At 71.5% G+C, this 20,964-nt stretch carries 17 protein-coding genes; 8 read left to right on the top strand and 9 right to left on the bottom strand.

Annotated elements, in window-relative coordinates; translation table 11 throughout:
- Nucleotides 1-116: 116 nt before the first annotated feature.
- Together IE277_RS27165 and IE277_RS27160 are read right to left on the bottom strand one after the other, a co-directional pair.
- Complete coding sequence (locus IE277_RS27165) at nucleotides 117-1,124, bottom strand: (-)-alpha-amorphene synthase (protein WP_229881983.1); 1,008 nt, start codon at nucleotides 1,122-1,124, stop codon at nucleotides 117-119.
- On the bottom strand, nucleotides 1,108-2,571 hold the full coding sequence (locus tag IE277_RS27160; protein WP_189956336.1) for a cytochrome P450: 1,464 nt from the start codon (nucleotides 2,569-2,571) through the stop codon (nucleotides 1,108-1,110). Before IE277_RS27160 ends, IE277_RS27165 begins: the two co-directional genes overlap by 17 nt.
- A 220-nt stretch (nucleotides 2,572-2,791) precedes the next feature.
- Here IE277_RS27160 and IE277_RS27155 point away from each other — a divergent pair, with 220 nt between their 5' ends.
- Complete coding sequence (locus IE277_RS27155; RefSeq protein ID WP_189956335.1) at nucleotides 2,792-4,288, top strand: acyl-CoA synthetase; 1,497 nt, start codon at nucleotides 2,792-2,794, stop codon at nucleotides 4,286-4,288.
- 9 nt (nucleotides 4,289-4,297) lie between these two features.
- Here the strand turns inward: IE277_RS27155 and IE277_RS27150 are convergent, their stop codons facing one another.
- The 5 genes from IE277_RS27150 to IE277_RS27130 form a co-directional block, all read right to left on the bottom strand.
- Nucleotides 4,298-5,170, bottom strand: coding sequence for a TIGR03620 family F420-dependent LLM class oxidoreductase (locus tag IE277_RS27150; RefSeq protein WP_189956334.1), 873 nt, complete (start codon nucleotides 5,168-5,170; stop codon nucleotides 4,298-4,300).
- A 128-nt stretch (nucleotides 5,171-5,298) separates the two neighbouring features.
- A complete protein-coding gene (locus IE277_RS27145) occupies nucleotides 5,299-5,631 on the bottom strand; it encodes an ArsR/SmtB family transcription factor (RefSeq protein ID WP_189956333.1) in 333 nt (110 codons plus the stop codon).
- A gap of 95 nt (nucleotides 5,632-5,726) precedes the next feature.
- Nucleotides 5,727-7,031: a phenylacetate--CoA ligase PaaK gene (gene paaK / locus IE277_RS27140; RefSeq protein ID WP_189956332.1), complete on the bottom strand. Its 1,305-nt coding sequence runs from the start codon at nucleotides 7,029-7,031 to the stop codon at nucleotides 5,727-5,729.
- A 140-nt stretch (nucleotides 7,032-7,171) separates the two neighbouring features.
- Nucleotides 7,172-8,770 (bottom strand): alkaline phosphatase family protein, encoded by a 1,599-nt coding sequence (locus IE277_RS27135; protein WP_189956331.1) that lies wholly within the window; start codon nucleotides 8,768-8,770, stop codon nucleotides 7,172-7,174.
- A gap of 497 nt (nucleotides 8,771-9,267) precedes the next feature.
- Entirely contained in the window at nucleotides 9,268-11,022 is a 1,755-nt protein-coding gene (locus IE277_RS27130) for an acyl-CoA synthetase (protein ID WP_189956330.1), read from the bottom strand.
- 188 nt (nucleotides 11,023-11,210) lie between these two features.
- Here IE277_RS27130 and IE277_RS27125 point away from each other — a divergent pair, with 188 nt between their 5' ends.
- From IE277_RS27125 to IE277_RS27095, 7 genes are all read left to right on the top strand, one after another.
- Nucleotides 11,211-12,011: a crotonase/enoyl-CoA hydratase family protein gene (locus IE277_RS27125; protein WP_189956329.1), complete on the top strand. Its 801-nt coding sequence runs from the start codon at nucleotides 11,211-11,213 to the stop codon at nucleotides 12,009-12,011.
- 22 nt (nucleotides 12,012-12,033) lie between these two features.
- Nucleotides 12,034-12,990, top strand: a complete 957-nt coding sequence (locus tag IE277_RS27120) for a Zn-ribbon domain-containing OB-fold protein (protein WP_189956328.1) — start codon at nucleotides 12,034-12,036, stop codon at nucleotides 12,988-12,990.
- On the top strand, nucleotides 12,987-14,036 hold the full coding sequence (locus tag IE277_RS27115; RefSeq protein WP_189956327.1) for a thiolase family protein: 1,050 nt from the start codon (nucleotides 12,987-12,989) through the stop codon (nucleotides 14,034-14,036). Before IE277_RS27120 ends, IE277_RS27115 begins: the two co-directional genes overlap by 4 nt.
- A complete protein-coding gene (locus IE277_RS27110) occupies nucleotides 14,033-15,199 on the top strand; it encodes a thiolase family protein (RefSeq protein WP_189956326.1) in 1,167 nt (388 codons plus the stop codon). Before IE277_RS27115 ends, IE277_RS27110 begins: the two co-directional genes overlap by 4 nt.
- An 82-nt stretch (nucleotides 15,200-15,281) precedes the next feature.
- Nucleotides 15,282-15,524, top strand: coding sequence for a DUF397 domain-containing protein (locus IE277_RS27105; RefSeq protein ID WP_189956325.1), 243 nt, complete (start codon nucleotides 15,282-15,284; stop codon nucleotides 15,522-15,524).
- Between the two features lie 129 nt (nucleotides 15,525-15,653).
- Nucleotides 15,654-16,556, top strand: a complete 903-nt coding sequence (locus tag IE277_RS27100) for a universal stress protein (RefSeq protein ID WP_189956324.1) — start codon at nucleotides 15,654-15,656, stop codon at nucleotides 16,554-16,556.
- 262 nt (nucleotides 16,557-16,818) lie between these two features.
- Nucleotides 16,819-17,316 carry a glycosyltransferase family protein gene (locus IE277_RS27095; RefSeq protein WP_189956323.1) on the top strand — a complete coding sequence of 166 codons (498 nt, stop codon included), beginning with the start codon at nucleotides 16,819-16,821 and terminating at the stop codon, nucleotides 17,314-17,316.
- 28 nt (nucleotides 17,317-17,344) lie between these two features.
- On the opposite strand, the gene IE277_RS27090 is transcribed toward IE277_RS27095, so the two are convergent.
- Nucleotides 17,345-19,321 (bottom strand): N-acetylmuramoyl-L-alanine amidase, encoded by a 1,977-nt coding sequence (locus IE277_RS27090; protein WP_189956322.1) that lies wholly within the window; start codon nucleotides 19,319-19,321, stop codon nucleotides 17,345-17,347.
- A 261-nt stretch (nucleotides 19,322-19,582) separates the two neighbouring features.
- Nucleotides 19,583-20,731, bottom strand: coding sequence for an aminoglycoside phosphotransferase family protein (locus IE277_RS27085; protein ID WP_189956321.1), 1,149 nt, complete (start codon nucleotides 20,729-20,731; stop codon nucleotides 19,583-19,585).
- Between the last annotated feature and the right edge of the window lie 233 nt (nucleotides 20,732-20,964).

Genomic DNA, 20,964 nt, shown 5'->3' with positions numbered 1-20,964 from the left:
GGCCGGAATGGGCACCATAGGATGAAAACACCGACTACGAGTGAGGGAATGCCCGTCCTGCTGGGTAGAAGACCTGGATGGACGCCTTCCGGCGTAACCGGAACGCGCCCGTCCCCCTACGGCATGGCGGGAACCAAAGCCACCTCCGCGTAGCGTGGGACCGTGCGGGACCAGTGGTAGCACCCGCGGATCCAGCCGATCATGCCCTCCACATAGCCGACGCCTGCGGGACTCAATTCCGGTTTGATCTCCTCGTAGAGCCTCTGGAACTCCTCGATCGTGCCGTTGATCTTCTGGATGGCCAGGAGAACGGCGGTTTGCAGAGAGCACCGGTGCTGGCGCTGATGGGCCAGGGCCAGGTTGATCAGCTCGCCCGCGCGCTGTTCTTTCACCGCGGAGAACAGATCGGGTATCCACACCGCCGCGTCGGCCGAGAGCCGGCCCAGTCGCGCCACCACGGGGTGGTGGAGTTCGGCAGACGACAGTTCGTGTGGCTGAGCGGCCTCACACAGCGGGTAGAACGGCTCGACGCCCGCGGTCAGCGACCGTATCGAGGTGCAGTCCCGGGTCCGCAGGAGGAACGGCTGGGCTTGGGCGACCGCTTCATACAGCAGGCCGTGTACATATTCACGGCTCTTCCAGGCCCACCGTTCGGCCTGCGCGGGTGTGCACCGTTCCCGGACCTGCCGGTGGAGATCGGCCAGCGCGGTTCCGAGGAGAGTGGTGGGCGGCCGGTCGTCCCGCAGAATCTCGACGCTCTCGCACAGCATGGGCAGCAGCCTGCCCGGAGAGAGTCGGCCGACGTCCTCCGCACGGTCGTCGAAGACGAACTGATAGGCGATCTGGCGGGCCACGATCTGAAGGAGCCCGGAATCCACGGTGGGGCTGGTGCAGGAAGCGAGTTCTGCCGGCCGGGTACGGCGGATCATCGCCGTCACACCTGGCTCCCGGTCCAGCCCCCACGTGCTCAGCCACGCGTCGACGCCGGCCGCGGCTTCGGACTCATGGGGGTTCCGCTGGAACGGGAACGGCATGTGGAGGTTGTCGTCGATCAGGTCCCTGAGGTTGGAGACCGGTTTTTCACCCGGTACGCCGAGCGTGACTTCCTCATGTGTTGTGGACACCGTGGTCACCTGCCGTTCGGGAATCCGATGCGCGAGGGGCGGCTGTTGCCCGGGGCGTGGCCGGGACGGCGGAGGGCGTGGCTGAACGGGATGCGCAGGCCATGACCAGTGAACGCGGTCCCATCGTGATTCCGGGACGCGGTTTCTCTTCGACGTGTCCCGGCAGATGGCGCAGGCGCCGGCGGCCGGCGATGGTCGCGAGCGCCAGGACGGCCTCCACCATGGCGAACTCGTCGCCGATGCATTTGCGATTGCCCGCGGAGAACGGCATCATCGCGCGGCGCTGCTCGGCGGTGGGCCGCCCCGGCAGCCAGCGGTCGGGGTCGAAACGCTCGGGGTCGGGGAACGACGAGGGATCGTGGTGCAGCAGATAGGGGCTGTACAGAACGGTCGCCCCCTCGGGCAGACGGCACCCGGCGAGTTCCGTGTCCCTGGTGGTGACGCGGGTGAAGAGCCAGCCGGGCGAGGAGTGGCGCAGTGTCTCGGAGACGACGCACCGGGTCTGGACGAGGTGCGGCAGATCGTCGGGACCGGGCCTACGGCCGCCGGGGAGGACGGCGTCGAGCTCGGCGTACAGACGGCGCTCCGCCTCCGGGTGGCGGGCCAGCAGGCTGAAGGCGCTCGCCAGGCACAGCGCCTGGGTCTCGACGCCCGTGAGCAGCAGCGTGATCAGGTGGTCGTGGACCTCCTGGCCGGAGATCGGCGCCGCCGCGCCGTCAGCGCGCGTGGCCGCCAGCAGCGTGCCCAGCACATCGTCGCGGTCGGCACCCCGGCGCCGCTCGGCGATCACCGCGTCGATGATCGTGTGCAGCCGGGACAGTGCGTTCCGGTAACGGCGGTTGGCCGGTGTGGGGAGACGGAACAGGGCGTCGATCGGCACGACCGTGCGGACGAAGAGGCCACGGACGACGTCGGTGAGACAGTCCCGCACCTCGGCGGTCGTCGGGTCGTCGAGCGAGTCGGAGAGGAGGACCCGGCTGATCACACGGGTCGAGAGGGTCGTCATCGCCTCGGTGACGGGGACCGTCCCGCCCGCGGGCCATGCGTCGCACAGCGCCGCGGCTTCTTCGGTGACGAGATCCGTGTACGCGGCGACATGGGAAGGACGGAAGCCGGGTTGCAGCAGCCTGCGCTTGTCCCGGTGCGTGGCCTGGCGGCAGGTGACGAGACCGTCTCCCATGAGCTTGCCGAGCCGGTCGTACAGCGGGCCCCCCTTGTCGAAGGTGTGCGGATCCATGAGTACGTCGTGGGTCAGTTCCGGATGGCACACCATCCAGGCGCGCTGGGGGCCCAGCCGTATTTCGACCAGATCCCCGTGCGCGGGCAAAGAATTCAGAAACGCCAGCGGTCGGCGGTATAAGGCGATACCGTGGCCGAGGAGTGGGAATATGCCGGGAGCAGTACCTGTCGTCCACGTTCGTTTTTGTTCAGGCACAGCACGGCTCATGGATACCTCCTGCCCAACGTGTCACGTGAAATGCGTGAAGTGCTACGGACTTGACGCTTGAGACAAGTCCTGCCCAGGTTCAACGGTGCTTGGTTTCCGGAATCCTTTCTCCAAAGGGGCGCACAGAAGCACGCAGAAGCAAAAAGGTGCATTCAGCGAACAGGTGTTGACGTCTCTCGATGCTTGACCTGACTGCGTGCCGGACCCAGGATCATGAGCCATGACGCAGGGACACGGCAGCACGGTCGACGGGGTGCTGCGGCGCAGCGCCCGGCGCACCCCGGCCCGCCTCGCGGTGGAGTACGGCGAGCGCCACTGGACGTACGAGGAACTCGACGACGCCGTCTCCCGAGCGGCCTCGGTGCTGCTCGCGCGGGGCCTCGCGCCCGGCGACCGGGTCGCCGCCTTCGGCCACAACTCCGACGCCTACCTCATCGCCTTCCTCGCCTGCGCCCGGGCGGGCCTGGTCCATGTGCCCGTCAACCAGAACCTCACCGGGGACGACCTGGCGTACCTCGTCGGCCAGTCCGGCAGCACCCTGGTCCTCGCCGACCCGAAGCCGGCCGGCCGACTCCCGGACTGCGTACAGGTGTTGCCGCTCAGGGACGCCGGCGGCTCGCTCCTCGCCCGGCTGCCGGACGCACCGCCGTACGACGGCCCCGAACCCCGCGCCGACGACCTGGTCCAGTTGCTCTACACCTCCGGTACGACCGCCCTGCCCAAGGGCGCGATGATGACCCACCGGGCCCTCGTGCACGAGTACCTGAGCGCCATCACCGCCCTCGACCTGAGCGCCGGCGACCGGCCGGCACACGCGCTGCCGCTGTACCACTCAGCCCAGATGCATGTGTTTCTGCTGCCGTACCTCGCCGTCGGCGCCACCAACATCATCCTGGACGCGCCCGACGGGGACCGGCTGTTCGACCTCGTCGAGGCGGGCCGCGTGGACAGCCTGTTCGCGCCGCCCACGGTATGGATCGGCCTCGCGGGCCGGCCCGACTTCGCCACCCGCGACCTCGACGGGCTGCGCAAGGCCTACTACGGCGCGTCGATCATGCCGGTCCCGGTCCTGGAGCGGCTGCGCGAACGATTGCCCGGACTCGCCTTCTACAACTGCTTCGGGCAGAGCGAGATCGGCCCGCTGGCCACGGTGCTCGGCCCCGACGAGCACGAGGGTCGGCTGGACTCCTGCGGCCGCACCGTGCTCTTCGTGGACGCGCGGGTGGTGGACGACAAGGGCGAGGACGTGCCCGAGGGTACGCCCGGCGAGATCGTCTACCGCTCACCGCAGTTGTGCGAGGGCTACTGGGACAAACCCGAGGAGACCGCCGCGGCCTTCCGGGAGGGCTGGTTCCACTCCGGCGACCTCGCGGTGCGCGACGCCGACGGCTACTTCACGATCGTGGACCGGGTGAAGGACGTCATCAACTCCGGTGGCGTCCTGGTGGCTTCGCGCCAGGTCGAGGACGCCCTGTACACCCACGGGTCCGTCGCCGAGGCCGCCGTGATCGGCCTGCCCGACGCACGCTGGATCGAGGCCGTCACCGCGGTCGTCGTCCCGCGTGGCGAGGTGACGGAGGATCAGCTCATCACGCATGTGCGGGAGAGGATCGCGCCCTTCAAGGCGCCCAAGCGGGTGCTGTTCGTGACCGAGTTGCCGCGCAACGCCAGCGGGAAGATCCTCAAGCGCGAACTACGGGACCGCTTCGGCGGTTAGCGGGGGCGGTCAGCGGGTCCCGGGTGGCAGCAGGGCGTCGGCCAGCAGACGCCAGTGCGGCAGCGCCGATACGCCCGGCGGTACGCCGATCACCTGTACGGCGACGTGATCGGCGCCCGCTGCCACCTGCCCGTGCAGCTTCCGTACGACCGTGTCCGGGTCGCCCCAGAACACCAGGTCGTCCACGAAGCGGTCGCTGCCGCCGCCGGTGAGGTCGTCGTCGGTGTAGCCGAGCCGACGGAACTTGGCGAGGTTGTACGGGGTTTCCAGATAGCCGTGCAGATGCTCGCGCGCGAGGGTGCGGGCCCGGTCGGGGTCGGACTCGAACAGCACCGCGTGCTCGACGGCGAGGAAGGCGTCCGGGCCGAGGATCTCCCGCGCCTGCGCGGTGTGTGCCGTGTTCACATGGTAGGTCTGCGCCCCGTCGGCCCGGTCCCGGGCCAGCTCCAGCATCTTCGGGCCGTACGCGGCCAGCAGACGCCGGATGGGCTGTGCCGGGCGCGGGTTGGGCGTCTCCATGGCGTCCAGCTCGTCGAGGTACGCCGCCATCGCGGCGAGGGGCCTGACGTCCGGGTGCGGCTGTCCGCCGAAGCCCAGGCCGAGCACATGCCGTCCCGGGTGCGCGTCGGCGAGCAGCAGCGCGGCGCCGTGCGTCCAGCGGGCCTGTCGGGACCAGATCCGGGCGATGCCGTTCACCACGGTCAGCCGCCGGGTGGCCGCCAGCAGATGACCGGCGTGCGTGAACGCGTCCCGCCCGAGCGCCTCCGGGATCCAGACGGCCGGCCAGCCCAGCTCCTCCAGTTCCCGCACCGAGTCCCGGATCTGCGCGGCCGGCTGGTGCTCGAAGTCGAACGTGTAGATCCCGAACGTGCCGAGGTCCATGGGTGTGCTCCCTCGAAGGGTCGATCGAATCGAATCGCTCAATCGAAATATCGCAGAATCTCGATATGAAGCGCAAGCCGGGCGGAGCACGCGTGTCGGTGTGCCTGGGTCGGTGTGCCCGCGCGTCTCTAGAGCGTCTGCCTCAGCTCCGCGACCAGGTCGGCGATGCGCTGCTCGTCACGCTTGTAGTGGGTCCACTTGCCCACCCGGGTGGCGCGGACCAGGCCCGCGCGCTGGAGTTCGGCCATATAGGCCGACACGGTGGACTGGGCCAGGCCGGCCTTGGCCTGGATGTGGCTCACGCACACACCGACCTCGGCCGGATCGGCGATCGCCGTCTCCAGCGGGAAGTGCCGCTCGGGCTCGCGCAGCCAGCGCAGCATCTGCAGCCGCATCGGATTGGACAGCGCCCGCAGCGCGTTGACCAGGTCCGGTTCCGGGGAGGGGGCGGTGTCCGTCATGGCTGTGGAGTATAGGCCGCGACGATGTTTCGAGGTACGTCGATACGACCTCGCTCAGGCCTTCTCCGGCACGCGGGTCGCCCGCGCGAGGCGTCCTACCCCGCGTCCCGCCCGCGCAGATCCACGATGCGGCGGATCTTGCCGACCGACCGTTCCAGCGACTCCGGCGCCACGATCTCGACGTCGACGGACACCCCGACACCGTCCTTCACGGCCGCGGCGATGGACCGGGCCGCGGCGTCCCGCGTCCGGGGGCCCGCGTCCGCGCGTGCCTCGGCCCGCACGGTCAGCCGGTCCAGCCGGCCCTCCCGGGTCAGCCGGAGCTGGAAGTGCGGTGCCACGCCGGGCGTGCGGAGCACGATCTCCTCGATCTGGGTCGGGAACAGGTTGACCCCGCGCAGGATCACCATGTCGTCGCTGCGCCCGGTGATCTTCTCCATCCGCCGGAACGCCCGCGCCGTACCGGGCAGCAGCCGGGTCAGATCCCGGGTGCGGTACCGGATGACCGGCATGGCCTCCTTGGTCAGCGAGGTGAACACCAGCTCGCCCCGCTCGCCCTCCGGCAGCACCTCGCCCGTGATCGGATCGACCACCTCGGGATAGAAGTGGTCCTCCCAGACCGTCAGCCCGTCCTTGGTCTCCACGCACTCCTGGGCCACACCCGGGCCGATGACCTCGCTCAGTCCGTATATGTCGACGGCGTCGATCGCGAACCGCTCCTCGATCTCCCCGCGCATCTGCTCGGTCCAGGGCTCGGCCCCGAAGATCCCCACGCGCAGCGAGGTGCCGCGCGGGTCCACGCCCTGCCGCTCGAACTCGTCCAGCAGCGTCAGCATGTAGGACGGGGTCACCATGATGACGGACGGCCGCAGATCCTGGATCAGCTGCACCTGCCGGGCCGTCATTCCGCCGGAGGCCGGGACGACCGTACAGCCCAGGCGTTCGGCGCCATAGTGGGCGCCCAGACCACCGGTGAAGAGCCCATAGCCGTAGGCCACATGCACGATGTCGCCGGGGCGCCCGCCGGCTGCCCGGATCGACCGCGCCACCATGTCGGCCCACATGGAAAGGTCGTTGTCGGTATAGCCGACCACCGTGGGGCGTCCGGTGGTGCCACTGGAGGCGTGCAGCCGGCGGATCCGCTCGCGCGGCACGGCGAACATGCCGTACGGGTAGTTCTCCCTGAGGTCGGCCTTGGTGGTGAAGGGGAAACGGGCCAGGTCGGCGAGGGAGCGGCAGTCCTCCGGGCGGACACCGGCCTGGTCGAAGGACTCCCGGTAGAACGGCACGTGGTCGTAGGCGTGCCGCAGCGAGGTGCGCAGCCGCTCCAGCTGGAGCTGCCGCAGTTCCCCGGGCCCGAGCCGTTCGCCCGTGTCGAGCAGCTCCGTCGCATCCGCCATCGCGTCGTCTCCCTCGCCATCCGCACATACCGGACGACCGATCATTCGGTCGATCCGTTCGGGGTCAGTAATTCAGGCCATGCGGCCCGAGGCAAGAGGGCTGCGACGATTTTCCGCAGCGGCGGACGCGATGCCGAGGGTCAGCCCGGCTGTGGTCCGAACGCCTTCAGGAAGCGGTTGCGGAAGCTGTTCATCGCCCAGATCGGGGCGTTCTCGGCGGGCTTCAGGCCCTCCGTCCAGCCCCAGCCGGAGATCCGGTCCAGCACCTTGGGGTCGCGGGCGACGAGGGTGACCGGCACGTCCTTGCGGGGACTGTTCGCGGTGACCGTCGGCACGGGCTGATGGTCACCGAGGAAGACCAGGACGGTGTTCTCGTTGCCGTACCGCCGCAGGAACCCGACGAGGCTGTTCAGCGAGTACTCGACGGAGGCGCGGTACTCGGCGCGCACGCTCTGCGGGCTCCGCCAGACCTCCTGCTCGGTCTTGCCGTCCCGCCTGATCTGCTGGAAGACCGAGCCGTCGCCCAGCGCCGCCCAGTCGACCGGGCGGGGCACGGGCGCCCACGGATAGTGGCTGGAGGTGAGGATGATCTCCGCCATCAGCGGGCCCCGGCCCCGCTTGCCGAACTCCCGCCGCCGGAACGTCTCCAGGGTGAACTGGTCCGGCACCTGCGACCAGCCGAAGTCCGGGCCGTGGTAGTCGAGGTGATGGCCGTCGTAGACGTGGTCCAGGCCGAAGAACCGGCCCTCCGGCCAGGCCACCAGCACCCCGGGCACCACCCCGACCGTGCGCCAGGCGCCGGTCCTGCGGAAGGCGCCGGTGAGGGTCGTGCGGTCGCTGGAGGTGAGGGTGCGGAACCGCTGCTGGTTGTTGACCCACAGACCGGACAGGAACGTCGAGTGGGCCAGCCAGCTGCCGCCACCGGTGACCGGCGAGCGCAGCCAGCCGCTGCGCGCCCGGAACCCGGCGGCCCGCAGGGCCGCGGTGCCCCGCCGCAGGACCGCGCTGATCCGCGGGGCCATCCCCGGGTCCTCGACCGCCGAGCGGCCGTAGCTCTCGATGAACGTGAACAGCACGTCCTTGCCGCGCAGCCCGGTGAGCAGCTTGCCGGGCGGTGTGTCGGCGAAGGCGTCGACGGCGGCCTCGCGCCGGAAGAGCCGCGCGTCCGCCAGGGAGACGCGGACCTGCTTGGCGCGGTCGCCGAGGAGATCCGCGTCGAGCGTCGAGGCGACCGGCACGCCGCCGCTGCGCAGGCCCAGGACGACGCAGGTGATCCAGGCGGTGCCCAGCACCAGGACGACACGGACGGCTCGGGCGCGGTGGCGCGCCATCAGGGTGGTCAGCCGTACCGTCGCACCCGTGGTCAGGGCGAGGGCGGCGACCGCGAGGAGCAGGGCGCCGGTGAGCGCGGCCAGCTCGCCGGCGCGGCCGGAGGTCTCCCGGAGATAGTCCGCCGCGTTGCCCAGCAGACCCCAGTCCAGCACCAGATCGAAGGGGCGGAACAGCACCGAGTAGAAGCCCATGTCGACGCATTTGAGGAGGGCGACCAGCCCGATCAGCACGCCGACGGCCACCGCCCCGGTCCTGCGTGCCCGGGGCGGCAGCACGAGCAGTACGGCGGCGAGCAGGATGCCCTCGCCGGGCAGCCGCAGGAACGCGGTCGGCGTGAGGAGATCGGGCTGGTTCGGCAGCAGCAACGCGGCCAGCAGGAGTCCCGCGGCCAGAACGCTCACCCCCACGGCCAGGCCCCGCCCGACCGGGCGCCGCCCGCCACCCCGCCCGCCGCCCCACCCAACCGGGCCCCGCCCGCCGGGCCCGCCGCCCCGGCCCATCGCGACGCGCCCCCGCCGGACGAACGACCCGGCTCGTCCGGCCCCCCCGGCTGCCATCGGCCCCGCGAGCCCCCCGGCGTCCGCCTGCCCCGCAGGGCTTCCGCTTCCCGCTTCCTCCGGTCCCGGTCCCGCGGCATTCCCACCCGGCCTCCACCCGGCACGGCCCCCGGTTTCCCCCGGGCCGTTTCCCGGCTCGTGCGGGTCTTCCGGTAGGTGGTCAGGCGTGCGGTGGGACACTCGTTGATCCTTCCGTGCGGGGCCGGTGCCGGTGCCGGCGCTGGTACGGAAGGCCGGGATCGGCGTCACTCGACCGACCGACGGTCACCGAGCGTGGTCGGATGACGTCGATCGTGCGCACAGAGTAGTCCTGTGGGGCGGTGCGGGCGGTGGGACACCCCGGGGTGCTATCGCTGGTCGGCGGCCACCGCCACCTCCCGCGCCCACCGGTAGTCGGCCTTGCCGCTCGGGGACCGCTGGATGGCGTCCGTGATCACCAGCTGACGGGGGATCTTGTATCCGGCCAGCCGGGTGCGGCAGTGGGTCTGGATGTCGGTGAGCGAGGGCTGCGCCGCTCCCGCGCGCAGCTGCACCACGGCCGCCACATGGTTGCCCCAGTTGAGGTCCGGCACCCCGGCGACCAGCGCGTCGTACACATCGGGATGCGCCTTGAGTGCCTGCTCGACCTCTTCCGGGTAGACCTTCTCGCCCCCTGTGTTGATGCACTGCGAGCCCCGGCCGAGCACGGTGACCACGCCGTCCTCGTCGACCGTCGCCATGTCGCCGAGCAGGACCCAGCGCTGACCGTCCTTCTCGAAGAACGTCTCGGCGGTCTTCCGCGGGTCGTTGTAGTAGCCGAGCGGGACATGGCCGCACTGCGCGACCCGGCCGATCTCACCCGGGGCGATCGGCCCGTATGTCGCCGGATCCACCACGCGGGTACGGGAGTTGACCCTGAGGCGGAAGCCGCGCTCGGGGCCCGAGTCCTCCGTCGCCGTCCCGTTGAAGCCGGACTCGGAGGAGCCGAAGTTGTTCAGCAGCATCGCGTTCGGGACCAGCTCCCGGAACTGCCGGCGTACCGTCTCCGACATGATCGCGCCCGAGGAGGACACGCTGAACAGGGCCGAGCAGTCCGTGCCCTTGAGTGGCCCGCTCAGCGCGTCGATCAGCGGCCGGAGCATCGCGTCGCCGACCAGTGAGATGCTGGTGACCTTCTCCTTCTCGACGGTCCGCAGGACCTCCTCCGGCACGAACTTGCGGTGCACGACGACGCGCTGGCCGAAGTTGAAGCCGATGAACGCGGTCAGCGTGGATGTGCCGTGCATCAGCGGGGGAGTGGGGAAGAAGGTGATGCCGTCGCCGCCGGCGGCGACCCGCTCGGCCAGCTCCTGCGGTGACGTCACCGGCTCTCCGGTGGGTGCTCCGCCGCCCAGCCCCGCGAAGAAGAGGTCTTCCTGGCGCCACATCACACCCTTGGGCATGCCGGTCGTGCCGCCGGTGTAGATGATGAACTGGTCGTCCCCGGAGCGGGCCGGGAAGCCCCTTCCGGGCGAGCCGGCCGCCTCCGCGTCGGCGAACGCCATCGCCCCGGGCACCGCCCCGGGCACCGTCACGGCCCCGGGCACTGCCATCGCGCCGGGCGCCACCACCGCCTCGGGGGCCGCTCCCGCCTCGGGGGCCGCTCCCGCCCCAGGGGCCGCTCCCGCCCCAGGGGCTGCTCCCGTCCCGGGCGCCGCGGCCGCCCCCGGGTCCACCCGCAGCAGATGCCGCAGCTTCGGTGCCCGCGGCAGCGCGCCCGCCACCCGCGGGGCGAACTCGGTGTCGAAGACCAGCGCGACCAGATCGGCGTCCCGGTAGAGATACACCAACTCCTCTTCCACGTAGCGGTAGTTGACGTTGACCGGGACGACCCGCGCCTTCAGGCAGGCCAGCACCGTCTGCAGGTACTCGACGCCGTTGTACAGATGCAGGCCCAGGTGCTCCCCGGGGCGGATCCCGCTGTCGAGGAGGTGGTGGGCGATCCGGTTGGCGGCCGCGTCCAGCTCCGCGTACGTCAGCCGCCGCTCCGCGCCGGTGCCGGGATGATCGACGTACACGAGCGCCTCGCGGCCCGGGACCACGTCGACGACCGACTCGAACAGGTCGGCAAGGTTGTACTCCACCGCTCCTCCTGACCCCGGCAGCCCCGACGAAGAAAGGTGAGACCCATCGCTTCGCCGGTCATCAGAGCAAAGGGCGGCGCAACTGTGAAGCCCCCGCGCCAATAAATCTGACTACCTGTCAGAAAACCCTTGAAGTGCCTCCCCGGCTACTGCAACCTGTTCTCGTTCTCACCGAGGGGAGAAGGCCCATGGGCGGGACGGAACACCTCACCGTGCGGCGCGAGGGCGCCACACTGGTGCTCACACTCAACAGGCCCGACGCCAGGAACGCGCTGTCGCTCGCGATGCTCGTCGGCCTGTACGACGGCTGGCTGGAGGCCGACGCCGACGACGGGATCCGCTCGATCGTGCTCACCGGGGCCGGCGGCTCCTTCTGCGCCGGAATGGACCTCAAGGCACTCGCCGGCGACGGTATGCAGGGCGAACACCACCGCGCCCGGCTCAAGGCCGACCCGGACCTGCACTGGAAGGCGATGCTGCGCCACCATCGCCCGCGCAAACCGGTCATCGCCGCCGTCGAGGGGTACTGCGTCGCGGGCGGCACCGAGATCCTCCAGGGCACCGACATCCGGGTCGCGGGCGAGTCCGCGACCTTCGGCCTGTTCGAGGTCAGGCGCGGTCTGTTCCCGATCGGCGGCTCCACCGTCCGGCTGCAGCGCCAGATCCCGCGCACCCACGCCCTGGAGATGCTGCTCACCGGACGGCCGTACAGCGCCCGTCAGGCCGCGGACATCGGCCTGATCGGCCATGTCGTCCCCGACGGCACCGCGGTAGAGGCCGCACTTGAGATCGCCGAGCAGATCAACGCCTGCGGCCCGCTCGCCGTCGAGGCCGTCAAGGCGTCGGTGTACGAGACCACCGAGATGACGGAGACCGAGGGCCTCGCGGCCGAACTGGGGCGCGGCTGGCCGGTCTTCGACACCGCCGACGCCAAGGAAGGCGCCCGCGCCTTCGCGGAGAAGCGGCCCCCCGTCTACAAGCGCGCCTGAACCCGCCGAAGGAGCCTCACGGATGCCCGAAGTCCTCCAAGCCCCCCTCGTCGTCGAATTCCCCTTCACCCGCTCCCTCGGCCCCGTCCAGAGCGCCTTCCTCACCGGTCTGCGCGAAGGCGTCGTCCTCGGCGTGCGGACCGGCGACGGACGCACCCTCGTCCCGCCCGTCGAGTACGACCCCGTCACCGCCGAGGAGATCAGCGACCTGGTGGAGGTCGCCCACACGGGCACGGTCACCACCTGGGCGTGGAACCACGAGCCGCGCCGCGGCCAGCCCCTCGACACCCCCTTCGCCTGGGTCCTGGTCCGGCTCGACGGCGCCGACACCGCCCTGCTGCACGCCCTGGACGCCCCTGGCCCCGACGCTGTCCGCACCGGCATGCGGGTACGCATCCGCTGGGCCGTAGAGCGCACCGGCGCCATCACCGACATCGCCTGCTTCGAGCCGTACGACGCGGAGCCCGGACCACCGGCGGGCCGACAACCGGGCCGTCACACCGGCGAGTTCCAGAACCCGCTCACCGGGATCGTCGCCCCCGCCCGGCTCGACTACACCTACTCGCCCGGCCGCGCCCAGTCCGCCTACATCGACGCCCTCGCCACACAGCGGACCGTCGGCGAACGCTGCCCCTCCTGCCGCAAGGTCTACGTCCCGCCGAGGGGTGCGTGCCCCACATGTGGTGTGGCCACATCGGAACAGGTCGAGGTGGGTCCCCGGGGCACCGTGACCACCTTCTGCATCGTCAACATCAAGGCGAAGAACCTCGACATCGAGGTGCCCTACGTCTACGCGCACATCGCCCTCGACGGCGCCGGCCTGGCCCTGCACGCCCGGATCGGAGGCATCCCCTACGAGGAGGTGCGCATGGGCCTGAGAGTCGAACCGGTCTGGACGCAGGGAGCGCGCTACCCCGACCACTACCGGCCCACCGGCGAGCCCGACGCCGACTACGACGCCTACAAGGAGCTGCTGTGACACGGGAGATCGCCGTCGTCGCCTTCGCCCAGACCGACCACCGGCGCTCCACCGAGGAGTCCTCCGAGGTCGAGATGCTCATGCCGGTGCTGCACGAGGTGCTGGCGCGGACCGGCCTCAGGGCCGCCGACATCGGCTTCACCTGCTCCGGCTCCAGCGACTATCTCGCCGGCCGCGCCTTCTCCTTCACCCTCGCCCTCGACGGCGTCGGCGCCTGGCCGCCCATCTCCGAGTCACACGTCGAGATGGACGGCGCCTGGGCCCTGTACGAGGCCTGGACCAAGCTGCTCACCGGCGACGCCGACACCGCGCTCGTGTACTCCTACGGCAAGAGCTCGCCCGGCTCGGTGCGGGACGTGCTGACCCGCCAGCTCGACCCGTACTACGTGGCCCCCCTGTGGCCGGACTCCATAGCTCTCGCCGCCCTCCAGGCGCAGGCCCTCATCGACGCCGGCCACACCGACGAGCCCGCGCTGGCAGCCGTCGGCGCCCGCAGCCGGGCCGACGCCACCGCCAACCCGCACGCCCAGCTCAAGGGGGCCGTACCGCAGGGCGGCTACGTCGTACGGCCGTTGCGCACCGGCGACTGCCCGCCCGTCGGCGACGGCGCCGCCGCGGTGATCCTCGCGGCCGGGGACCGGGCCCGGGAACTGTGCGAGCGGCCCGCCTGGATCCGGGGCATCGACCACCGCATCGAGGCACACGCCCTCGGCGTCCGCGACCTCACCGACTCGCCCTCCGCCCGGCTGGCCGCCGAGAAGGCGGGCGCCTTCGAACGGCCCGTCGACACCGCCGAGTTGCACGCGCCGTTCACCGCTCAGGAGGTGATCCTGCGCAGGGCGCTCCGCCTCGGCGACGACGTCCGCGTCAACCCCTCCGGCGGTGCGCTGGCCGCGAACCCCGTCATGGCCGCAGGACTCCTCCGCATCGGCGAGGCCGCCGCCCGCATCCACCGCGGCGCGTCCGACCGCGCCCTCGCCCACGCCACCTCCGGACCCTGCCTGCAGCAGAACCTGGTCGCCGTACTCGAAGGGGATCCGCGATGAGCAAGGAGCCCGTGGCCGTCGTAGGCATCGGCCAGACCAAGCACGTGGCCGCCCGCCGCGATGTGTCCATCGCCGGACTCGTCCGCGAGGCCGCTCGACGAGCCCTTGAGGACGCCGAGTTGTCCTGGGCCGACGTCGACGCCGTCGTCATCGGCAAGGCGCCCGACTTCTTCGAGGGCGTGATGATGCCCGAGCTGTACCTCGCCGACGCGCTCGGCGCCGTCGGCAAGCCCATGCTGCGGGTGCACACCGCCGGCTCGGTCGGCGGCTCCACCGCGCTCGTCGCCGCGAACCTGGTCGCCGCCCGCGTCCATGGCACCGTCCTCACCCTCGCCTTCGAGAAGCAGTCCGAGTCGAACGCCATGTGGGGCCTGTCCCTGCCCGTCCCCTTCCAGCAGCCCCTGCTCGCCGGGGCGGGCGGCTTCTTCGCCCCCCATGTGCGCGCCTACATGCGGCGCAGCGGCGCCCCCGACACAGTCGGCTCCCTCGTCGCCTACAAGGACCGGCGCAACGCGCTGAAGAACCCCTGCGCGCACCTTCACGAACACGACATCACCCTGGAGAAGGTCCAGGCCTCACCCATGTTGTGGGACCCCATCCGCTACTCCGAGACCTGCCCGTCCTCCGACGGCGCCTGCGCCATGGTCCTCACCGACCGCGCCGGCGCCGCCCGCGCGCCCCGGCCGCCCGCCTGGATGCTCGGCGGGGCCATGCGCAGCGAACCGACCCTGTTCGCGGGCAAGGACTTCGTCTCCCCGCAGGCCGGCAAGGACTGCGCCGCCGACGTCTACCGGCAGGCCGGCGTCGCCGACCCGCGCCGGGACATCGACGCCGTCGAGATGTATGTGCCGTTCTCGTGGTACGAGCCCATGTGGCTGGAGAACCTCGGCTTCGCCGAGGCGGGCGAAGGCTGGAAGCTCACCGAGTCCGGCGTCACCGAACTCGACGGCGATCTGCCGGTCAACATGTCCGGCGGGGTGCTGTCCGCCAACCCCATCGGCGCCTCCGGCATGATCCGTTTCGCCGAGGCCGCCCTGCAGGTGCGCGGCCAGGCCGGGGAACACCAGCTGGAGCGGGCCCGCAAGGTGCTCGGGCACGCCTACGGCGGCGGCTCCCAGTTCTTCTCCATGTGGCTCGTGGGAGCGGCGCCCCCACAGTCCTGAAAGTCCTTCCCACGTGGCCTGTTGGGCATCGTGAGCGCTCGCTAGGCTGGCCCGCGGACGACGAACCGGGAGGAGCACGGACGTGGCCGAGAGCACGATCCAGCAGCAGCCGTTCACGGGCTGGGACAAGCCGGAGCTGGACCTCAGCAGGGCCGAGTGGCAGTCCAGCAGCCGAGGGCTGGGCGATGTCCAGATCGCTTTTGTCGAGGGCTTCATCGCGATGCGCAACAGCGGCCGTCCGGAGAGCCCATCCCTGATCTTCACGCCGGCGGAATGGGGAGCCTTCGTCTCCGGAGCCCGGGAAGGGGAGTTCGACCTCACCTGAACCGGGGGTGTTCGGCGCCGATTTCCGGACACGCGACCGGCACGGCCCCGAGGGGACCACGGCCTGCGTCAGGCTGTGCCCCAGCAAGGGGAAGGTCGGGTTCCGAGAGGTTCCGAAAGGTGAGGAACGATGAGCACTGCACCCGTCATCGCCGCGGTCGACGGCTCGGACGACAGCCTGCGCGCACTGGAGTGGGCCTTCGACGCAGCCCGCCGCCGCGCCGCACCGCTGCGCGTGGTGCACGTACGGCAGTACGCCGCCTGGGGCCAGGCCGACGTGCTGGTCGCCGGGCCGCCGGACGCGGAGGGCGATCCGGTCCTGGACGATGTGCACGCCCGGTTCGCGGACCGCGGTGGCGAACCCGTCGTGGAGTACGTCGCCCTGGAGGGCGTCCCGGGTGCCGTCCTGCCGGAACTCGGCACGGACGCCGCGCTGTTGGTCCTCGGCTCCCGCGGCCGCGGCGGCTTCGCCAGCCTGCTGCTCGGCTCCAACGGCCTCGCCGCGGCCCGGGACGCCCAGTGCCCGGTGGTCGTCGTACCCCGGCGCGACCGGCAGGTGCACGGGGACGGGCCGGCCGAACCCGGGGCCCGGGTGGTGGTCGGTCTGCATGTCGACAGCCCCGACGACGGCGCTCTCGCCCTCGCCTTCACCGAGGCGGCTCTGCGCCAGGCCCGGGTCCAGGTGATCGCCGCCTATCCGTGGCCGGTGCAGACCTGGTCCGCGCCGGGCCAGATCCTGCCGCCCCAGGTCGACCAGGACGCCGTCGCGAACGAGACCCGCGCCCTCGCCGACGGCTTCCTCGCTCCGCACCGCAAGCAGCACCCCGAGGTCCGCGCCGACGCCGAGGCGCTGCCCGGGGACGCGGCCGGCAATCTCGTGGCCGCCTCCAAGGACGCCGAACTGATCGTCGTGGGCCGGCACCGGCGGCGCCTGCTCGCGCCCGCCCGCATGATGGGCTCGGTCACCCAGGCCGTCCTGCTGCACGCGGCCGCCCCGATCGCCGTAGTCCCGCCCGAGCCGCCACAGGAGTGAGCCGGCCAGGGACGCGGGCACCCCACCGCCCTGAGGCGGCGTTCTGAGGACGCGCCCTGAAGTGGCGCGCCGAGGGGCGCGGGGGAACTGCGCGACCAGCCACGACGTCCCCGCAGCCGCCCGACGGCCCATCACACCACCGCCGTCCGGCCCCACACCAACGCCGTCCGAACCCCACGTCACCACCGACGCGGACCCCTGGGAGAACCGGCGGAGCCGCCCGCACGCCACCCACCCGAGCCCGGACACGTACCATGGCCGCATGTCGTTCCTCCGCCGCCGCAGCGCCACCCCTGCCGGGCCCGATTTCGACGTGCTGGCCATGGACCCGGGCGACTGGCCGGGCAATCTCGGCGCGGGCCTGCTGCCCGCCCCCGACGGCACCTGCCAGGGTGTCTTCCTGCGCTATGACCTCTTCGGCGGTCGCGGCCCCGCCATGATCATCGGCAATCTGCCGGCGGGTTCCCCGGCCCGTGAGGTCGCCGAGGACGAGATCCCCTTCGAGGTGGGCCAGCTGCTGCTGGCGCTGGAGAACGACGAGGAGGTCACCGTCGTCGGCGTCGAGGACACCCCGGTCCTCCAGGGCGACAACCTCCTCATCGTGCGGCGGCTGAAGCTGTCCGAGTCCCGGATCTCCTGCGTCCAGTTCGACCGCAGCGACGGCGTCCTCGTCACCATCGCCGCCTGGGACCGCCCCATCACCGACGACCTGTACGCCCTGCTGAAGCCGCTCCCGGCGGAACTCTTCCAGCAGGGCTGAGGCCGGCCCGCGGCCAGGCCCTGCCGGCCTAGTGCGCCGCGCTCTCGACGCGCACGTCCGCGGCGCGGACGAAGGCGATCCGGTGGCCGTACTGGATCTCGTAGTACAGGTCCTTACCGGTCACCACCCGGTGCGAGTCGGTGGTGAAGGTGACCGAGTAGTCGTACGCGCCGGGCATCGCGTCACCGACCACGTACTTCTGCCCGGCCGGGATCGTGTACGGCAGCGGCACGACCGACTGCACCGGGATGTCCGCCGGGTAGGCCTCCTTCTCCGGGTAGGCCCTGCCGTACACCGGGACGCTCGTCAGGCCCTCCTTCGGTGTGATCACCGCACCCTGCGCCGGGACGGCCCTCGGCGCCTCGCGCGGGTTCTGGAACCAGGCCTTCTGGCCCAGGTACCAGATCGCGGTCCAGTCGCCCCAGCGGTCCGCGACCGCGTACTGCTGACCGGTGGAGACCCGGGAGGACAGGTCGTTCACATCGATGGTCGGGTCCGCGTTCATGCCGATGTCCTTGACCAGCGGCGCGTTCACGTCGTGGTCCGAGTACAGCCGCACCTCGTCGGAGCCGTGCGCCGGGCACGGCGCGCCCTTGGTGGCGCAGCCCGTGTACACCGGCTGGTTCGAGGCGAAGTCCGGCAGGATCGTGAGCAGCCCGGACTGCCTGGGCGCCGTGCGCTTGAACGGGTGGCCCAGCAGCTGGAAGTAGTGCCGCCAGTCCCAGTACGGGCCCGGGTCCGTGTGCATACCGGGGATCGTGGACGTGGTCGGACCGGGCACATTGTCGTGGCCGATGATGTGCTGCCGGTCCAGCGGGATGTCGTACCTCCGGCTCAGGTACTTCACCAGCCGGGCCGAGGACCGGTACATCGCCTCCGTGTACCAGGCGTCCGGGTTGGCGAGGAAGCCCTCGTGCTCGATGCCGACGGACCGGGCGTTGATGTCCCAGTTCCCGGCGTGCCAGGCCACATCCTTCGCCTTGACGTGCTGGGCGATCAGACCGTCGGTGGAGCGCACGGTGTAGTTCCACGACACATAGGTGGGGTCCTGGACCAGGTTCAGCACCCCGTCCCAGGTGCCTTCCGTGTCATGGATGACGATGTACCTGATGCGCTGCGACACGGGGCGGTCGCCGAGGTCGTGGTTGCCGTAGTCGTTGTTCCCGAACTGGGCGTACGGCGCCCACACCGCCTCGCACGACACCGAGCTGGGGCATTCGATCCCGTCTGTCGGCAGTGTGCGCAGGCCCGCCCGCGTCAGCTGGGCGATGAGAGGGACCAGCCGTGGCAGGGCGGCGAGCGCGACCAGTTGGCCGTCGTCCGTGGTGCGGGTCTCACCGGTGCGCAGGACGTCGTACACGTCGCCCGCGTACGCCGCCGCGGTCGCCTTGTCGTCGGCGCCGGAGAAGCGGGCCACCGCCGCGTACCAGTCGGCCGGGTCGGCGCTCAGCGGTTCGCCCAGCTCCTTCTGCGCGGCGGCGAGCAGGGCGGCGCCACCGGCCACGTTCGCCGCCGGATCGCCGCGCAGCCGGTCGGCCGGCAGGCCGGTCAGCCGCGCGGCCTTCGCCAGCGTCTTCAGCCGGGCGGGCAGCGCGGCCTCGGCCGGGACCTTGACCTCGGCAGCCGGACGCAGGGCGGCGCGGCTGCCGTCACCGCGGGCGTCCTCCGCGCTCTCGGCGAGATGCTCCGTGGCGGCGATCGCGGCCCTGGCGTCCGTGAGATGCATCGGGCCGTAGCCGCCGCTCACGCTCGGCGCACCCGCGTGCCAGTCCCAGCGGGACTGGATGTACGAGACGGCCAGCAGGACGCTCTGCGGCACGTGGTACTCGGCCGCGGCGGTGGCGAAGGCGTGCTGCAGCCGGCCTGCGGCGGGGTCCGGGACGCTCTGGGCGGGTGCCGCGCCGAGCAGCGGCAGCAGCAGAGCCGCGGAGGCCAACGGGCCGGCGGCCCGCCGTGGATGTCTGTGGCCGGGTGTGAACGGGGAGTGCGTGGCGGAACCTCGCAAGGCGGCCTCCTGAGACGGGCGGGCGTGGCGGGGCGTGCGGCGCCGAGCTGGGTCAGTGGTACCGGCTTGCCGACGATCCGTCAATGATGCCTACAGGACGGCGATTTCCCATGTCATGGAGGGGTTTCGGCGAGTTCCACGATGGCGGTGCGCGGACCTGCGGGGCATCACTGGCGTACACCAGTGGCCACGCCACGCCCGATAGGTACGAGGGTCCGCGGTGCGCCGCCGCTCTGGCGCACCGCGGAACCGTCGTCCCCGTCAGCGAGTGCCGACCGCCGCACGGACGGCCCTGCGGGCCATCTGGCAGTCGTCGTGCAGCCGCCTGAGCAGCAGCCGCTGTTCCTCGCCGGACGGCGCAGCACCCGGGTGGGCCAGGCCCGGTGCCGCCGGGGCCGCATCGTGCATCGAACGCTGCACGGCCGTCTCGTACGTACGGATCTCCCGGGTCAGCAGCAGCATCAGATTCACCAGGAAGGCGTCCCGGGAGGCCGGGCCCGCCGACTGGGCGATCTGGCTGATCTGGCGCCTGGCCACCGGCGCGTCCCCGAGGACCAGCCACAGCGTCGCCAGGTCGTACCCCGGCAGATACCAGCCCGCGTGCTCCCAGTCCACCAGCACCGGACCGGCCGGTGACAGCAGGATGTTCGACAGCAGGGCATCGCCGTGGCAGAACTGCAGCATGCCCTGGCGGCCGACCTCGTGAGCGATACCGTGCAGCAGTTTCTGCAGGTCGCCCAGGTCCCGGTCGGTGAGCAGGCCCAGTTCGTGGTACCGGGACATCCGTTCGCCGTAGTCGAGCGGGATGTCGAAGGTGCCCGCCGGGGGCCGCCACGCGTTCACCCGGCAGATCGCGCCCAGCGCGGCCCGGATGTCCGCGCGGGGCGGCGCCTCAAGGGGATGCCGTTGCAGCGCCGCCACGCGGCCCGGCGTCCGTTCGATCACCAAGGTGCAGTTGTCCGGGTCCGCCGCGATCAGCCGGGGCACACGGACCGGGGGCCGGTGCCGGACGAACGAGCGGTATGCGGCTATTTCGTGCCGGATCCACTCGGCCCAGACCGGCGACTGGTCCAGCAGACACTTGGCGACGGCCGTGGTCCGCCCTGTCGTCCCGACGAGAAGGACGGACCGTCCGCTGCGCCGCAGCACCTGCACCGGCGCGAACTCCGGACAGATCCGGTGCACCGCGGCGATCGCGGTGCGCAGCTGCGCGCCCTGGGGACCCGACAGATCGAGTCTTCCGCTGAGCGGTTGGGTGCCGGGCTGTCCCGGGAGCAGCCGACGGGGCCGGCCCGCGACCGGTACGGGTCCGCCCGGACGCGCCCCCGGGTCGAGGTACGGCCCGCCACCCGCCGGGCGGGGACGCAGCGGCCGGGGCGGGGCGGACACGGAGGACGATGCTGCGTACATGGGAGATACAGATCCCTTCGTGTGCCTGCGGTGCCTGCCTGGTGGTGCCGTGCTCGGCGCACCTGCGCGAAGCCGGTCCTCCCGGGGAGTCCGTACTCCGTTCGCATGCACTGCGAGCATGCGCCTGCCCGGCCCGGTCGCCCGGGTGCACCCTGGGGAATGCACCTGTCGTACCGAGTTGGCGACCGGGTCGGGGTGGCGCGTTCCTACTCGACACCCGATGCCCAGTGGCA

The sequence above is a fragment of the Streptomyces alanosinicus genome, assembly GCF_014650595.1.
Lineage (GTDB): Bacteria > Actinomycetota > Actinomycetes > Streptomycetales > Streptomycetaceae > Streptomyces > Streptomyces alanosinicus.
The sequence above is the reverse complement of the archived record's forward strand: the minus strand, read 5'-3'. Positions and strand labels throughout refer to the sequence as shown.

What these genes read in the sequence shown, in the direction of transcription:
- paaK (WP_189956332.1), bottom strand. Translation starts at nt 7,031, where the DNA reads ATGGCGGATGCGACGGAGCTGCTCGACACGGGCGAACGGCTCGGGCCC.
- IE277_RS27150 (WP_189956334.1), bottom strand. Translation starts at nt 5,170, where the DNA reads ATGGACCTCGGCACGTTCGGGATCTACACGTTCGACTTCGAGCACCAG.
- IE277_RS27145 (WP_189956333.1), bottom strand. Translation starts at nt 5,631, where the DNA reads ATGACGGACACCGCCCCCTCCCCGGAACCGGACCTGGTCAACGCGCTG.
- IE277_RS27155 (WP_189956335.1), top strand. Translation starts at nt 2,792, where the DNA reads ATGACGCAGGGACACGGCAGCACGGTCGACGGGGTGCTGCGGCGCAGC.
- IE277_RS27110 (WP_189956326.1), top strand. Translation starts at nt 14,033, where the DNA reads ATGAGCAAGGAGCCCGTGGCCGTCGTAGGCATCGGCCAGACCAAGCAC.
- IE277_RS27160 (WP_189956336.1), bottom strand. Translation starts at nt 2,571, where the DNA reads ATGAGCCGTGCTGTGCCTGAACAAAAACGAACGTGGACGACAGGTACT.
- IE277_RS27095 (WP_189956323.1), top strand. Translation starts at nt 16,819, where the DNA reads ATGTCGTTCCTCCGCCGCCGCAGCGCCACCCCTGCCGGGCCCGATTTC.
- IE277_RS27120 (WP_189956328.1), top strand. Translation starts at nt 12,034, where the DNA reads ATGCCCGAAGTCCTCCAAGCCCCCCTCGTCGTCGAATTCCCCTTCACC.
- IE277_RS27085 (WP_189956321.1), bottom strand. Translation starts at nt 20,731, where the DNA reads ATGTACGCAGCATCGTCCTCCGTGTCCGCCCCGCCCCGGCCGCTGCGT.
- IE277_RS27100 (WP_189956324.1), top strand. Translation starts at nt 15,654, where the DNA reads ATGAGCACTGCACCCGTCATCGCCGCGGTCGACGGCTCGGACGACAGC.
- IE277_RS27125 (WP_189956329.1), top strand. Translation starts at nt 11,211, where the DNA reads ATGGGCGGGACGGAACACCTCACCGTGCGGCGCGAGGGCGCCACACTG.